Below are 15,291 nucleotides of genomic sequence, written 5' to 3'. Positions count from 1 at the left end.
GGTGGGCAGTGCCCGATCTTGTTATTGGATAAGGTGAGGCGCGGAAGAGTCAGTCCGCCGTGACGTTGACCAGGGCGACGGTGCTGTCCACTGGCCGTCGCCAGACGTTCACCAGTTGCACCAGGGCGAGGATCGCCAGTACCGACATGCACGCCAGTATCGGCACCATGGTCAGCACCACCGGGTAGCCCACCACCGTGCTGACGTTGCCCCAACCGAAGTGCACCTGGCTCCATGCGCCCATGGCTGCCAGCACGCTGGCCACAGCCACCAGCAGCCAACTGCAGGAGTCCACCAGGCGGCGGGTGAATTGCGGAAAGCGATCCCGGATCATGCGAAAACTCATCAGTTCGCCGCGGCGCATGCTCGACGCCACGCCAACGAATACCAGCCAGACGAACGCCAGCCGCGACAGCTCCTCGGCTCCCGCCCAGCCGGTGCCGAAGGCGTAGCGCAGCACCACGTTGCCGAATACCGCCACCACCATGAAGGCCATCAACAGCGCCATCATGCCGTCGGTAAGCTGGTCGAACAGTCGCGCCAGGCGGCCGCCATAGATGTGTTCGGTACCTGTCACGCTGACACTGTTAGCGCTATCAACTTCGCTGACGAAAACGGTCTCGGCATCCGACAACTCCAGGGCATCACGTTGCAACCAGGTGCAGACATCCGCCACCAGCTCCTCACGCGGGCGAGCAGCGTCCAGCACCAGCACATGAGGCTCATCGAGAGGTGCTTCGAGGGTGGCGAACTGGCTGTCGACCAATGATGGCGGCATGAAATGCCCTGGGCGCTCACCGACACGCTGCAACGCGGTAGCCTGGTCGATCTGCAGGTGCACGAATTGCAGGCCTGGCACGGCATCGCGCAAGCGCTCGCGGTAGGCCCGCTTGAGCGCCGAGCAGGCCAGAACGAAGCCCTGCCCGCTCAGTTGCGCCGCCTGCATCTCCTGACTCAGGGTAGCCAGCCAGTGCTGGCGGTCGGCATCGCTCAGCGCAATCCCGGAGCGCATACGCTCGACGTTCTCACGGGAATGGAAATGATCGGCTTCGATATGCCGCCAGCCAAGGTGGGTGGCGACGGCCCGGCTGATATCACTCTTGCCAGAACCACTGACACCCATGACCACCAGGGTCATGGCGGCGGGCACAGCAACAGGTGCGAGAGGCTGCGGTTGCATGGGAACTCCTGGGCACCATCGACGTGGGCCGCTCATTGTTTGAGCTGGATGTTGGCGCTATCCAAATCGTTCGACAACCCTCCTTTTTCAACATTTCATCGTTCACCACCCAGCCTCTCGAAATCGATCTGGCGCTGATCATCACGTAGCCCGTAGCGCACTCGCAGCGCTGACGGAAACCTGCAGAAAACGGCATGCAGACAGCGCCTGGCATGCACGGTCGCCATCAGACCTGTCGGTTCCCAACCCGCCTGATTGCGGCTAGAGTTGCAGTCGTTACGGTCGCACCCACGGTCTATCCGCCGGGCGAGCCGACACAACAACAAGAGGCTGCGAGCCAACGCACCATTGTCAGGAGTGCCCATGAGCATCCATGCACCTGGGGTATGCCCTAGTGATCTCACTGCCTTCGTGGCCGATCATTTTCCGGAGCGCTGCATCCATCCCGACGAGCAGATCGCCCGCTCCTGGTACCGCAGCGTGATGCAACATCGCCTCGATCCGTATGGCCACGGCGAGAAACACGTACTGACCGCGGACGAGCTACGCGAACACCAGCGCGCACATCAGGACTATCTGAACATCGCTGGCCAGGGCGTCACCGGGCTCGCCAGGCGCGTGGTTCCGGCCGGGTTCGCGGTACTGCTCAGCGATGAGCACGGCGTCACCCTCGACACTCGCCTGCCATTGCAGTACGACACCTACACCCAGGCCGGGCTCATCGTTGGCGCCTGCTGGGACGAATCCACGGTGGGCACCAATGGCATCGGCACCGCACTGGCCTCGCGCCAGGCGATGACCATCCATCATCAGGAACACTTCCTGATCTCCAACTTTCGCCTGAGCTGCTCGGTCTCGCCCATTTACGATGCGCAGAACGTGCTGCGCGGCTGCCTCAACGCCACCTGCCTGAACAGCGAGGGGCCCAAGCAAACGCAGTATCTCACCCTGCAACTGGTGATCATGTATGCGCGGATGATCGAGAACGCCAGCTTCCGCCAACGCTATCGCGACCGCATGACCCTCTCGGTGAAATCTCACGACGACATCAGCGACCTGGCCAACGAGCAATTGCTGGCACTCGACGAACAGGGGCGGATCATCGGCGCCAACCACGCGGCCTTCGTCAGCTACCAGCAAGAGCACCAGATCGACCTGCTCGGCAGTCGTATCGACCAGTTGCTGCCGGCGGGCGTCGATGAATTGCTGAGCCTGAGCAACGGTGGCGCCCGCAGTCTGAACCTGCGCACGCTGGCGAACGAAGCGCTGGTCGGTGTCAGCCTGCGCGTGCCGGCAACACCGTCCATGCGTATCCGCTCGAGCACAGCCACAGCGGGCGAACACCCGGATCTGCAGCGCCTTGGCGGCCAGGATACGCGTCTTCTGGAGGGTGTACGCCGCCTGCGCAAAGTGCTGGACAAGGACATCCCGATCCTCATCACCGGCGAAACCGGCACCGGCAAGGAAGCCTTCGCCCGTGCCATTCACCAGGCCAGCGCCCGCGCCCGCGGCCCATTCGTCGCACTGAACTGCGCGGCGATTCCGGAAAGCCTGATCGAAAGTGAACTGTTCGGTTACCGCGGCGGCAGCTTCACCGGCGCCAACAAGAAAGGCATGAAAGGCAAACTGGAACAGGCCAATGGCGGCACGCTGTTTCTTGACGAGATCGGTGACATGCCGGCCCATTTGCAGACACGCCTGCTGCGCGTGCTGGCCGAGCGCGAAATCTCTCCACTGGGTGCCGAGAACCCTGTGCCGCTGGACGTGCAGGTGATCTCCGCCACCCACCAGAACCTGGCGCAAATGATCGGCAACAAGACATTCCGCGAAGATCTGTTCTATCGCCTCAACGGCATGCCGCTGGCCCTGCCAGCGCTGCGTGAGCGCAGTGACCGCAATGCCCTGGTCGACAGCCTGCTGCGCAGCCATGGTCAGTTCCGCCTGACCGATGAGGCGCGCCAGCGCCTGCTCAATCACCCATGGCCCGGCAATATCCGCCAACTGTCCAGCTGCCTGCGTTATGCCGCGGCGCTGGCCGAGGATGGTTGCATCGACGTGGACTGCCTGCCAGCCGAACTACAAGCGTTGAGCCAGTCTGGCGAGGAATCGGTACGTGCGCCCGAAAGCCGTCTTGCTGATCGGCTGGAAAATGACGAAGAACGCCATCTGCGCGCGGCGCTACGCGAACATCGCTGGAACATCAGCGCCGTGGCCGAAACCTTCGGCGTGGCCCGCTCGACCCTCTACCGCAAGATGAAGAAGCACGGCATCGTGCAGCCCAACGCGTTGTTCTGAAAACCAGGGAGCGGTAGGCATGTCGCACCCTACCGGTAGTGTCAGATGGCACCGTTCGGCCCCACCACCAGGTCGGCTGAAGCGTAGTCCCGCCTGTGTATCGCCTCACTCGAACAGACAAAAAGAGCGAACTGGCACTCACGCGCCGGCCCGCTCAAGCATCGCTCGTTATTCCTGCGCGTAGATCACATGGGTATGGGTGTACTCGTACAGCCCATGCTTGCCATCCGCGCCGCCGATGCCGGACTTGCGCGTGCCGGCATGGAAGCCCTGCATCGCCTCGAAGTTCTCACGGTTGATGTAGGTCTCGCCGAAGTCCAGCTCACGGCTGGCCTTGAGCGCAGCACTGAGGTTACGGGTGTAGATCGACGAGGTCAGGCCGTACTCGCTGTCGTTGGCCCGCGCGATAGCCTCGTCGAGATCATCGACGATCTGGATCGGCAGCACAGGACCGAAGATTTCCTTGCGCATGATTTCCATGTCGGTGGCGCAGCCGGCAAGCACCGTCGGCTGATAGTGAAAGCCCTTGCCCAGGTCAGCAATATTGCCGCCGGTAATCACCTGCGCGCCCTGCCCGACTGCCGTGCGCACCATCTGCGCCACCTTGTCCAGACCGGCCTGGTTGATCAGCGGCCCCATGTCCAGATCGGCCTGGGCGGACGGATCGCCATAGCGGGTAGCCGCCATTGCCGAGGCGATTCGATCGATGAACTGATCCGCCACCTTGCGCTCGACGTAGACGCGCTCAGCACAGTTGCACACCTGTCCGGTGTTGATCACCCGCGAAGCCTTGATGGCGTTGACCGCCAGATCCAGATCAGCATCGGCCAGGACGATGGCCGGCGCCTTGCCTCCCAGTTCCAGGTTGAGCTTGGTGATATGTGGCGCAGCGGCGGCCATGATCCGCGAGCCGGTGCCGACGCTGCCGGTGAAGCTGATCAGGTCGACGCCAGCATGACGGGTCAGTGCACTGCCGGCCCCTGCGCCAGTGCCACCGACGACGTTGAACACACCAGTCGGCAGCTCGACTTCAGCCACCAGCCTGGCGAACTCGAAGCAGTTGATCGGGGTTTCCTCGCTGGGCTTGATGACGATGGTGTTACCGGTCAGCAGCGCCGGCGCCATCTTGCGCGCGATCAGGAAGAACGGGAAATTCCACGGCAAGATGCCGGCCACCACGCCCAGCGGCTTGCGCAGCAGGAAGATATGCTCGCCGGCGCGATCGCTGGTCAACACCTCGCCTTCCAGGCGGCGTGCCCATTCGGCCATGTAATCGAGGTAGTCGGCGGTGAAGTTGACTTCCACCTCGGCCAGCGCCGGCACCTTGCCGCCTTCCTGGGTGATGATCCGGGCCAGGCGCGGCGCATTGGCGCGCACCTTTTCGGCAATACGGCGCAGGTAGCCGGCACGTTCGATAGCCGGCTTGGCGGCCCAGCCCTTCTGCGCCTGGCGTGCGGCAGCGATGGCGTGGTCGACCTGCTCGCTGCTGGCCTCTGGGATACGCGCCAGCAGTTCGCCGTTGGCCGGGTTACGCACTTCGATCAGCTTGTCGCTGCCGACGAAGGCGCTGTCGATGTAGTTTTGGTAGGTGGTTTCGCTCATGGTCGCTCTCGCTATGCGGAGTGGGCGGACGAGCGCATGCCAGGCCGGCATGCGCCCGTATGGGTCAGTTGGCGCTGAATTTCTTCCAGGCGTCGCCTTCCTGCTGAAGGTCGTGGGCACGCTTGATCAGGTACTGGTGAATCTGATCGACTTGCTTGGCATCGAAGGCCTCGGCGAACGACGGCATGCCGTCGGGCACGCGGCCGCCATAGAGGATGCCGAGGAACATCTCGTGCTTCTCCGGCGCCAGCTTGCGCAGATCCGGCAGCACACCACCGCTCACGGCGTGGATGCCATGGCACTGCGAGCAATAGCCGTCGTACAGCTTGGCGCCGGCCTCGACGGTGGCGGCATCGGCTGTCAGTGCCGGCGGCTTCGGCGCATCGGCAGGCGGCGCCGGCTCCTGCAGCTTGGCGGTGCCGCCGAGCTTGTAGGTCAGCACCTGAGCGAAAGGCTGCACGCCGGCCCGTAGCGACAGGGCGCCAGCGAAGGTGGAGAACGCCCCACCCCAGCCAGCCATGAAGGTCACGTATTGCTCACCGTCCACCGAGTAGGTGATCGGCGCAGCCATCACGCCACTAGCAGCCGGCTGTTCCCAGAGCTTCTTGCCATCCTCGGCGGCGTAGGCGATCACCCGACCATCTGCGCTGCCCTCGAACACCAGATTGCCGGCAGTGCTCAGCGTGCCGCCGTTGAAGATGGTGATGTAGGGCACCTCCCAGGCGGCCTTCTGCTTCACCGGATCCCAGGCGATCAGCTTGCCGGACCAGGTCTTGGCCATCTCCAGCAGGCCATCCGGGCCTTCCGGCATCATGCCGGTGCGCAGGCCGAGCTGGTACATGCTCTTGAACGGGTTGCGCGCAGGCGCCTGCGGGATGTGCTCGTAGTAGGCGGACATGATGTGCGCCGGAATGTAGACCAGGCCGGTCTTGGGGTTGAACGACATAGGGTGCCAGTCATGCGCCCCCCAGAACGCCGGGGTCACCAGCTTGCGCTTGCCATCTTTCCAATAGGCGGCGGCCTCGTCGTCGACGATGGGTCGACCGGTCTTCATGTCGATGCCCTTGGCCCAGTTCACCGGCACGATGTTCTCGGCCGACAGCAACTCGCCCGTGGCACGGTCGATGACGTAGAAGAAGCCGTTCTTCGGCGCCTGCATCAGCACCTTGCGCTCCTTGCCGTCGATCTGCAGCTCGGCGAGGATCATGTGTTGGGTGGCGGTGAAGTCCCAGGCGTCGCCCGGTGTGGTCTGGTAGTGCCAGGCATACTCGCCGGTATCGGCATCGATGGCGACGATTGACGACAGGAACAGGTTGTCGCCCTTGGCCTGGCTGCGCCACTTCGGATCCCACAGCGAGCCGTTGCCGACACCGATGTAGAGCAGGTTCAGCTCCGGGTCGAAGGCGAAGGAATCCCAGGCGGTACCGCCGCCGCCCTGTTCGGCGAAGGCATCGCCGTGCCAGGTCTTGGCAGCAATTTCCATGGCTTTGTCTTCCGGTGGCAGCTTGGGGTCGCCCGGCACCGTGTAGAAGCGCCAGGCCTGCTTGCCGCTTTCGGCATCGTAGGCGGTCACGTAACCGCGCACGCCAAACTCGGCACCGCCATTGCCGATGATCACCTTGCCGTTCACCACGCGCGGCGCACCGGTAATGGTGTAGCTACGCTTGTGATCGGCGCGGGTGTCGACGGACCAGACGCGTTCGCCCGTCTTGGCGTCAATAGCCTCCAGACGGCCGTCTAGCACTCCGACGTAGACCTTGCCCTTCCACACGGCCACGCCACGGTTGACCGCGTCGCAGCAGGCTTCGCCGGCACGGCTGCGGTCGGATTTCGGGTCGTACTTCCACAACAGCTTGCCGTTACGCGCATCCAGGGCGTAGACCACCGAGAACGGCCCGGTGGTGTACATCACGCCATCGACCACGATAGGCGTGGCTTCCACACCACGATCGATGTCCAGCTTGTAGCTCCAGGCCAGGCCGAGCTGGTCGACGTTCTGCTGGTCGATCTGCTCCAGCGGGCTATAGCGTTGTTCGTCGTAGGTACGCCCGTGGCTCATCCAGTTACCGGGTTCCTGGTCGGCGGCGATGATGCGCTTGCCGTCGACATCGGCGGCCTGCACCGCCTGACAGAAGCCGGTCAGCAGCAAAGCTGCGACCAGGGCAGTACGTGGGAGGCGCAAGGTGGGTTGCCTGTCGAGCGTCGAGCGGGCGATAGGCAAGTCGAGGCCAATCGAACTCATGGTTTTTCTCCAGTTCTTGTTGTGACCGCGAACGCGATATCGCGGCTTGCAAGCGCTGGAGCAACGGCTGTGCCAGGGCCTGGAGAATGGGCGCAGCCCTTGTTTTATGGGGCCTTGCGCAGTTGACGACGACAACGCATGGAGCACTGTCGCGCAACAGGTGTAGCGCCGAACGCGACAGCTGTTGCAGCGACGCTACAGCAGCAGGCCGCAGTGCCGCGGCAAATGCGGGGAAACAAATTCACCTCGCTCACGACCGTATCCCGTAGGTTCGCCTGCTACCCTGCGAGGCTCGTCTTGCATACTTGGAAACCACGCAGAGCCGCACAGCACCAGCATGCGACCAAAGAACCACGACCAATGTCGAAGCCGCTGGAAACCTTCTGGCCATGGTCATTGGACGGCATTTTCGAGACAACTCAACCCTTGCGCGCACGTGGCTCGCCAAGCGTTCATCAAACCTGGCACGGCCCATGGATGTCACTCGCTCCAGCGGCCATCGATGACCTTGCCCTGCGACGCGATACAACGTCGGCAACGTCTGCGTCGCGATGAACATCGACCGCACCTGTACGGTACGCACAAGAAGAACCTGAAGAAGGATCGCTCCATGCGCCTCAAGTTGACCTGCATCGCTCTGCTCCCGGGACTGACACTGGCCGAGCAGACGCCCTACGAGATCGACGAACTGGTGATCACCGGCAGCCGCTATCAGGCCAGCGGCTGGCAACTGCCCTTCTCCGTCAACCGCATCGACGCCGAACAGGCCACCCTGGGCAAACCGGGCGTCAACCTGTCAGAAGCGCTCGGCAGCGTGCCGGGGCTGGTGGTGCAGAACCGGCAGAACTACGCCCAGGATCTGCAGATCTCCTCGCGCGGCTTCGGCGCCCGCTCGGCCTTCGGCATTCGCGGCATCAAGCTATTGGCCGATGGCGTGCCGCTGTCCAACCCGGATGGTCAGGGTCAGGCGGCGACCTTCGACCTCGACACCCTGGAACGCATCGAAGTCCTGCGCGGCCCGTTCGCCAGTGTCTACGGCAGCAACTCCGGCGGCGTGATCCAGTTGTTCTCGCGCGATGGCGAAGGCGCGCCCAAGGTATCGGTCGACACCTCCCAGGCCGCCTACGGTACCAGCCGTACCCGCGTCGCCGCCGAAGGTGGCAACGACAAGGCCGGTTTCATCATCAACCGCTCGCACTTCGAAACCGACGGTTATCGCGACCACAGCGGCGCCATCCTCGACAAGACCTTCGCCAAGCTGACCCTGTACCCGGACGATGTCAGCAAGCTCAGCCTGAGCTTCAGCGAGCTGGATCAGAACGACACGCAAGACCCACAGGGTTTGACCTGGCAACAGGTACAGAGCGACCGCCGTGCCGCAGCCCCCAGCGCCCTGGAATTCAATACACGCAAGACCGTCGACCATCGTCAGCTCGCGCTCAACTACGAACGCAGCTTCGCCCACGGCACCTGGCAGAGCACGCTGTATAGCGGCACGCGACGGGTGATTCAGTACCAGTCGATTGGGAAGGCGTTCCAAGAAAACAACCCAACACAATCTGGTGGAGTGATCGACTTCGAGCGACGCTTCCATGGCATCGGTAATCGCTGGATTCAATCATTCGACCTGGGCAGCAGCCTGCTGACGGTTACGACAGGGTTGGATTACGACTACTCGCGCGATGACCGCCAGGGTTACGAGAACTTCGTCGGCACCACCCTGGGCGTGAAAGGCAACCTGCGCCGCGACGAGCGCAACGAGGTCACCAGCCTGTCGCCCTATGTCCAGGCAGCCTGGCAACTGGGCAAGCTCGACCTGCAGGCCGGTCTGCGCCACAGCCAGGTAGAATTCGACGTGGATGACCGCTTTCTGAGCAATGGCGACGACAGCGGCTCGGTGACCTACCGCGAGCTCACACCGACCCTGGGCGCCAGCTATGCCCTGCTGCCAAGCCTGAATATCTACGCCAGTTGGGGCAAGGGCGTGGAGACGCCGACGCTGAACGAGCTGTCCTATTCCGGCAACGGTGGCGGTTTCGGCTTCGACCTGAAACCAGCCACCAGCGAGCAGATCGAAGTCGGCCTAAAGGCGCGCCTGGCCGAGGCCACCAGCCTGCAACTGGCACTGTTCCAGATCGATACCGACGACGAACTGGTGGTGGAATCGGCCAGCGGTGGCCGTTCACGTTTCCAGAACGCCGCCCAGACCCGCCGCCGTGGCATCGAGCTGGCGCTGGAAAGCCGCCTGAGCGAAACCCTGCGCGCCAACCTTGCCTACACCCATATCGATGCCACATACAGCAAGGATTTCACCAGCAACGGCCGCCTGATCGAGTCGGGTAACCATCTGCCGGGCATTCCTACCCGCAGCCTGTATGGCGAACTCGCCTGGCAGCCGGTGGGTTGGTTCAGCACCGCCGTCGAAGGCCTGTACCGCAGCCAGCTGTACGTCGAGGACAGCAACACCGCCAAGGCGGCGCCCAGTTATGCACTGTTCAACTGGCAGGCGCGCTTCGAGCAGAAAGCCGGTGCGCTGACCTTCAACCAGGTGCTCCGTATCGACAACCTGTTCGATCGCGAATACATCGGCTCGGTGATCGTCGGTGATGGCAACGGCCGCTATTACGAGCCTGGCCCGGAACGCGCCTGGTACGTCGGTGCGGGCGTGCAGTACCAGTTCGACTGATCAGCGCTCATGGTGGATCGGTAACCCGTGATCCACCCGACGCAATGACGACATCACGTAGGGTGCGCCGTGCGCACCGCCAGGCCTGGCACCGAGTTCGCCACAGCGCAGCAGCTTCCTTTGCACAGCATGTAACAAGGGATCTCATGACACCGCGGCGTCAGCCACGGTGCGCACGGCACACCCTACGCTTACAAACCGCGGGCAATCACCATCCGCTGCACATCGCTGGTGCCTTCATAGATCTGGCACACGCGCACGTCGCGGTAGATGCGCTCGACCGGGAAGTCCTTGAGGTAGCCATACCCCCCCAGGGTCTGGATCGCCGCCGAGCACACGCGCTCGGCCATCTCCGAGGCGAACAACTTGGCCATCGACGCCTCGGTCAGGCACGCCTGGCCCGCTTCGCGCAGGCTGGCAGCGTGATGCACCATCTGCCGCGCCACGGCGATCTGCGTGGCCATGTCCGCCAGGCGAAACGCCACCGCCTGATGCTCGATGATCGGCTTGCCGAAGGTCACCCGCTCATGGGCGTAATCACGCGCCGCCTCGAACGCGGCCCGCGCCATGCCCACCGATTGCGCGGCGATGCCGATGCGTCCGCCTTCGAGGTTGGCCAGGGCGATGCGATAGCCCTCGCCCTCCTCGCCCAGGCGTAGATCGACCGGGATGCGCACGTCGTCGAGCTGCAGCTGGCAGGTGTCTGAGGCATGCTGGCCAAGCTTGTCCTCCACTCGCACCACCGAAAACCCCGGTGTATCGGTCGGCACGATAAAGGCGCTGATGCCCTTCTTGCCCGCTTGCGGATCGGTGACGGCGAACACGATGACCATACCGGCGTGGCTGCCGGAGGTGATGAACTGCTTGGCACCGTTGAGCACGTAATGGTCGCCATCGCGCCGCGCACGGGTGCGCAGATCGCTGGCGTCGGAACCTGCCTGCGGCTCGGTCAGGGCGAAGGCACCGAGCATGCTGCCCTCGGCCAGCGGACGGAGAAAGCGCTGCTTCTGCTCCTCGCTGCCGTATTTGAGGATCGGCATGCAGCCCACTGAGTTATGCACGCTCATGATGGTCGAACAGGCGCCATCGCCAGCCGCCACTTCCTCCAGGGCCATGGCATAGGCCAGATGGCCGGTTTCGGCACCGCCCCACTGCTGCGCCACCAGCATGCCCATGAAACCCAGCTGCCCCATCTCGGCGATGGCCTCGGCAGGAAAACGATGCTCGCGATCCCAATCAGCGGCGAAGGGTTTCAGCCGCTCCTGGGCAAACTGGCGGGCCATGTCACGGATAAGGATGTCTTCTTCGTTAGGCAGCATGGCTGGCTCCGGTAAACGGGTTAATCACTGTGGGAGGCGCTTCAGCGGCGACTGTCGCGGCTCAAGCCCCTCCCACAAGTCATTTGCGCAGTGCTCAATACAACTCGATGGCCACGGCAGTGGCCTCGCCGCCACCAATGCACACGGACGCCACACCACGCTTGAGACCCCGCTGCTGCAGCGCCGCCAGTAGCGTCACCAGGATGCGCGCGCCGGACGCGCCGATGGGATGGCCCAGAGCGCATGCGCCACCGTGTACATTGAGTTTGGCGTGGTCGATGCCCAGCTCGCGCATGGCGACCATGGGCACCACGGCGAAGGCCTCGTTGATCTCGAACAGATCGACCGTCTCCAGCGCCCACTCGATACGCGTCAGCAGGCGCTGGATTGCTGCCACCGGGGCTGTGGTGAACAGGTTCGGTGCCTGGGCGTGGCCGGCATGCCCGACGATACGCGCCAGCGGCTCCAACCCTCGCTCCTGAGCCTCGGACAGACGCATCAACAGCAGCGCGGCGGCGCCATCGGAAATGGAACTGGCATTGGCCGCCGTCACCGTACCGCCCTCACGGAACGCCGGTTTCAGGCCAGGGATCTTGTCCGGTCGGGCCTTGGGCGGCTGCTCATCGGTATCGACCAGGCGCCGCTCGCGGCCCAGTGGCGCCTCCACGGCGACGATTTCGCCGGCGAACGAACCGTCCGCTATCGCCTGCTGGGCGCGACGCAGCGACTCCAGCGCATAGGCGTCCTGTTCCTCGCGGCTGAAACGATACTGCTGCGCGCAGTCTTCGGCGAAGGTGCCCATCAACCGGCCACGCTCGTAGGCGTCCTCCAGACCATCGAGGAACATATGGTCGAGCACCTGGCCATGGCCCATGCGATAGCCACCGCGGGCACGAGCCAGCAGGTACGGCGCGTTGGACATGCTCTCCATGCCGCCGGCCACCAGCACGTCGGCGCTGCCGGCGAGCAACTGGTCATGGCCGAGCATCAGCGCCTGCATGCCGGAGCCACACATCTTGTTCAGCGTGGTGCACTGCACCGCCTGGCTCAGCCCGGCGCCCAGCGCCGCCTGACGCGCCGGTGCCTGGCCCTGTCCGGCCTGCAGCACGCAGCCCATCAATACGGTGTCCACCGCCTCGGCAGCCAGGCCGGCACGCTCCAAGCTCGCGCGAATCGCCGCTGCACCGAGTTCGGCCGCCGTAAGGCCGGCCAGATCGCCGAGAAAGCCGCCCATGGGCGTGCGCGCGACACTGACGATGACGACGGGATCGAGTTGTTGTTTCATGAGTTTCACCTTCGAATCGCGTAGCCCGGATGCAATCCGGGAAGATTGTTCTGCGTGTGCCGATCGTGGGCCTGAGCGTAGGAGCGGCTTCAGCCGCGATCATGACGAGGCTGGAATGCCGCCCCAACCGCTCCGACAAAAACACCTGGTCGCTCCGGCTATTTCGCCGCCATGCGCAGCGCGCCATCGAGGCGGATCACTTCGCCATTGAGCATCGCGTTCTCGACGATATGCCGCACCAGCGCGGCGTATTCGTCGGGGCGACCCAGGCGCGGTGGGAACGGCACGTTGGCCGCCAACGAATCACGTACCTCCTGCGGCATGCCAGCCATCATTGGCGTCTCGAACACACCGGGGGCGATACACATCACGCGGATACCCGAGCGCGCCAGATCGCGCGCTGCCGGCAACGTCAGCGCGGCAACGCCACCCTTGGAAGCCGCATAGGCAGCCTGCCCCATCTGTCCGTCGAACGCCGCCACCGAGGCGGTATTGATAATGACGCCGCGCTCACCACCAGCGTTCGGCGTGTTCTGCGCCATGGCCTCGGCGGCCAGGCGCAACAGATTGAACGTGCCGATCAGGTTGACCTCGACGGTACGCCGAAAGCTGTCCAGGCCATGAGCGCCATTACGCCCCAACACCTTCTCGGCCGGCGCGATACCGGCGCAATTGACCAACCCATGCAGGGCGCCGAAAGCCGTCAACGCCTGGGCCACGGCGGCGTGACCATCCTCTTCGCGAGTGATATCGGCGCGCACGAAGCGCGCAGCGTCGCCCAGCTCGGCGAGGGCCTGCTGGCCCGCTTGCGCGTTGATGTCCAGCAGCAGCACCTTGCCGCCCTGCCCGACCAGCTCACGGGCAGTGGCCAGGCCCAGGCCGGAGGCGCCGCCACTGATCAGGAATACCGATTCGTCGATACGCATGCTCAACCTCTGTGATTGTTGTGCGGTGAGATTGACAGGCAGATTTGCACAGGTTTACGTTAACGTAAAGGTAAACGAGCAATGACCATGGCAACCACCTACTCCATCTCCGACCTGGCCCGCGAACTGGACATCACCACGCGTGCCATCCGCTTCTACGAGGAGCAAGGCATGCTCGCGCCGGAGCGGCGCGGCCAGGAGCGCATCTACAGCGCCAAGGACAAGGTGACGCTGAAACTCATCCTGCGTGGCAAGCGCATCGGCTTCTCGCTGGCCGAATGCCGCGAGCTGATCGAGCTGTACGACCCGGAAACCGGCAGCCGCAAGCAGCTGGAGACCTTCATGGGCAAGATCGCCGAACGCCGCCTGCAGCTTGAACAGCAGTTGCTGGATATCCAGCAGATGCAGCTGGAACTGGATACCGCCGAGGAGCGCTGCCTGGCTGCCTTGGCCGAAACTCAAGCGTAGGGTGCGCCATGCGCACCGCCCCACAACAAGAACAACAGCAGGTGACCCCATGAGCTACCCCACCCTCAACTTCGGCCTCGGCGAAACCCTCGACATGCTGCGCGATTCGGTGCACCAGTTCGCCCAGAACGAGCTGGCGCCGCGCGCCGCGCAGATCGACCGCGACAACGAATTCCCCATGGACATGTGGCGCAAGTTCGGCGACATGGGCCTGCTCGGCATGACGGTCAAGGAGGAATACGGCGGCACCGACATGGGCTACCTGGCGCATGTGCTGGCCATGGAGGAGATCAGCCGTGCCTCGGCCTCGGTGGGTCTGTCCTACGGCGCGCACTCCAACCTCTGCGTCAACCAGATCCACAAGAATGGCAGCGAGGCGCAGAAGCAGAAATACCTGCCCAAGCTGTGCTCCGGCGAGCACATCGGTGCACTGGCCATGAGCGAGCCCAACGCCGGCTCCGACGTGGTGTCGATGAAACTGCGCGCGGAAAAACGCGGCGACCGCTACATCCTCAACGGCAACAAGATGTGGATCACCAACGGCCCGGATGCCCACACCTACGTGATCTACGCCAAGACCGACATCAACGCCGGCTCGCGCGGCATGACCGCCTTCATCGTCGAGCGCGACTTCAAGGGTTTCTCCCGTCACCAGAAGCTGGACAAGCTGGGCATGCGCGGCTCCAACACCTGCGAGCTGCTGTTCGAGGGCTGCGAAGTGCCGGAAGAGAACATCTTAGGCAGCGAGGGCGGTGGCGTGCGCGTGCTGATGAGCGGCCTGGATTTTGAGCGCACCGTGCTCTCCGGCGGCCCGACCGGGATCATGAGCGCCTGCATGGACGTGGTGCTCCCCTACGTGCACGAGCGCCAGCAGTTCAAGCAGTCCATCGGCGAGTTCCAGCTGGTGCAGGGCAAGCTCGCCGACATGTACGCCGGCATGAACGCCTCCAAGTCCTACCTGTACAACGTGGCCAAGGCCTGCGACCGCGGCGAGGAATCGCGCAAGGACGCCGCCGCGGTGATTCTCTACACCGCCGAGATGGCCACCAAGATGGCGCTCGACACCATCCAGCTGCTGGGCGGCAACGGCTACACCAACGAATACCCGGCTGGACGCCTGCTGCGTGATGCCAAGCTCTACGAGATCGGCGCCGGCACCAGCGAAATCCGCCGCATGCTGATCGGCCGCGAGCTGTTCAACGAAACGAAATAACAACGGCCACTGACCCGTAGGGTGCGCCACGCGCACCACCCACAACGACTTGGTGCGCACGGCGCACCCTACAGG

General features: G+C 63.9%; 10 protein-coding genes. 4 read left to right on the top strand and 6 right to left on the bottom strand.

The window, feature by feature from the left end:
* Positions 1-49: 49 nt before the first annotated feature.
* Positions 50-1,180, bottom strand: a complete 1,131-nt coding sequence (locus C7A17_RS22055) for a gluconokinase, GntK/IdnK-type (RefSeq protein WP_106740544.1) — start codon at positions 1,178-1,180, stop codon at positions 50-52.
* 363 nt (positions 1,181-1,543) lie between these two features.
* On the opposite strand from C7A17_RS22055, the gene C7A17_RS22050 reads away from it, so the two are divergent.
* Positions 1,544-3,475, top strand: coding sequence for a sigma-54-dependent Fis family transcriptional regulator (locus C7A17_RS22050; RefSeq protein ID WP_106740542.1), 1,932 nt, complete (start codon positions 1,544-1,546; stop codon positions 3,473-3,475).
* Between the two features lie 168 nt (positions 3,476-3,643).
* Here the strand turns inward: C7A17_RS22050 and aldA are convergent, their stop codons facing one another.
* Positions 3,644-5,077, bottom strand: a complete 1,434-nt coding sequence (gene aldA / locus C7A17_RS22045; protein WP_106740539.1) for an aldehyde dehydrogenase — start codon at positions 5,075-5,077, stop codon at positions 3,644-3,646.
* Between the two features lie 64 nt (positions 5,078-5,141).
* Positions 5,142-7,319, bottom strand: coding sequence for a PQQ-dependent dehydrogenase, methanol/ethanol family (locus C7A17_RS22040; protein ID WP_106740536.1), 2,178 nt, complete (start codon positions 7,317-7,319; stop codon positions 5,142-5,144).
* Between the two features lie 610 nt (positions 7,320-7,929).
* On the opposite strand from C7A17_RS22040, the gene C7A17_RS22035 reads away from it, so the two are divergent.
* Positions 7,930-10,005, top strand: coding sequence for a TonB-dependent receptor family protein (locus C7A17_RS22035; protein WP_106743104.1), 2,076 nt, complete (start codon positions 7,930-7,932; stop codon positions 10,003-10,005).
* 191 nt (positions 10,006-10,196) lie between these two features.
* Here C7A17_RS22035 and C7A17_RS22030 read toward each other — a convergent pair whose 3' ends face one another.
* From C7A17_RS22030 to C7A17_RS22020, 3 genes are all read right to left on the bottom strand, one after another.
* Complete coding sequence (locus C7A17_RS22030) at positions 10,197-11,324, bottom strand: acyl-CoA dehydrogenase family protein (RefSeq protein WP_106740534.1); 1,128 nt, start codon at positions 11,322-11,324, stop codon at positions 10,197-10,199.
* A gap of 94 nt (positions 11,325-11,418) precedes the next feature.
* Positions 11,419-12,609 (bottom strand): acetyl-CoA C-acyltransferase, encoded by a 1,191-nt coding sequence (locus C7A17_RS22025; RefSeq protein WP_106740531.1) that lies wholly within the window; start codon positions 12,607-12,609, stop codon positions 11,419-11,421.
* 158 nt (positions 12,610-12,767) lie between these two features.
* Positions 12,768-13,535 carry a 3-hydroxyacyl-CoA dehydrogenase gene (locus tag C7A17_RS22020; protein WP_106740528.1) on the bottom strand — a complete coding sequence of 256 codons (768 nt, stop codon included), beginning with the start codon at positions 13,533-13,535 and terminating at the stop codon, positions 12,768-12,770.
* An 87-nt stretch (positions 13,536-13,622) separates the two neighbouring features.
* On the opposite strand from C7A17_RS22020, the gene C7A17_RS22015 reads away from it, so the two are divergent.
* Complete coding sequence (locus C7A17_RS22015) at positions 13,623-14,003, top strand: MerR family transcriptional regulator (RefSeq protein WP_106740525.1); 381 nt, start codon at positions 13,623-13,625, stop codon at positions 14,001-14,003.
* A 49-nt stretch (positions 14,004-14,052) separates the two neighbouring features.
* A complete protein-coding gene (locus tag C7A17_RS22010; protein WP_106740523.1) occupies positions 14,053-15,216 on the top strand; it encodes an isovaleryl-CoA dehydrogenase in 1,164 nt (387 codons plus the stop codon).
* Positions 15,217-15,291: the final 75 nt, after the last annotated feature.

Source organism: Pseudomonas mendocina, from assembly GCF_003008615.1.
In the GTDB taxonomy this organism is placed as follows: Bacteria; Pseudomonadota; Gammaproteobacteria; order Pseudomonadales; family Pseudomonadaceae; genus Aquipseudomonas; species Aquipseudomonas mendocina_C.
This window is presented reverse-complemented; position numbering and strand designations above follow the sequence as displayed.

What these genes read in the sequence shown, in the direction of transcription:
- C7A17_RS22055 (WP_106740544.1), bottom strand. Translation starts at nt 1,180, where the DNA reads ATGCAACCGCAGCCTCTCGCACCTGTTGCTGTGCCCGCCGCCATGACC.
- C7A17_RS22050 (WP_106740542.1), top strand. Translation starts at nt 1,544, where the DNA reads ATGAGCATCCATGCACCTGGGGTATGCCCTAGTGATCTCACTGCCTTC.
- aldA (WP_106740539.1), bottom strand. Translation starts at nt 5,077, where the DNA reads ATGAGCGAAACCACCTACCAAAACTACATCGACAGCGCCTTCGTCGGC.
- C7A17_RS22040 (WP_106740536.1), bottom strand. Translation starts at nt 7,319, where the DNA reads ATGAGTTCGATTGGCCTCGACTTGCCTATCGCCCGCTCGACGCTCGAC.
- C7A17_RS22035 (WP_106743104.1), top strand. Translation starts at nt 7,930, where the DNA reads ATGCGCCTCAAGTTGACCTGCATCGCTCTGCTCCCGGGACTGACACTG.
- C7A17_RS22030 (WP_106740534.1), bottom strand. Translation starts at nt 11,324, where the DNA reads ATGCTGCCTAACGAAGAAGACATCCTTATCCGTGACATGGCCCGCCAG.
- C7A17_RS22025 (WP_106740531.1), bottom strand. Translation starts at nt 12,609, where the DNA reads ATGAAACAACAACTCGATCCCGTCGTCATCGTCAGTGTCGCGCGCACG.
- C7A17_RS22020 (WP_106740528.1), bottom strand. Translation starts at nt 13,535, where the DNA reads ATGCGTATCGACGAATCGGTATTCCTGATCAGTGGCGGCGCCTCCGGC.
- C7A17_RS22015 (WP_106740525.1), top strand. Translation starts at nt 13,623, where the DNA reads ATGGCAACCACCTACTCCATCTCCGACCTGGCCCGCGAACTGGACATC.
- C7A17_RS22010 (WP_106740523.1), top strand. Translation starts at nt 14,053, where the DNA reads ATGAGCTACCCCACCCTCAACTTCGGCCTCGGCGAAACCCTCGACATG.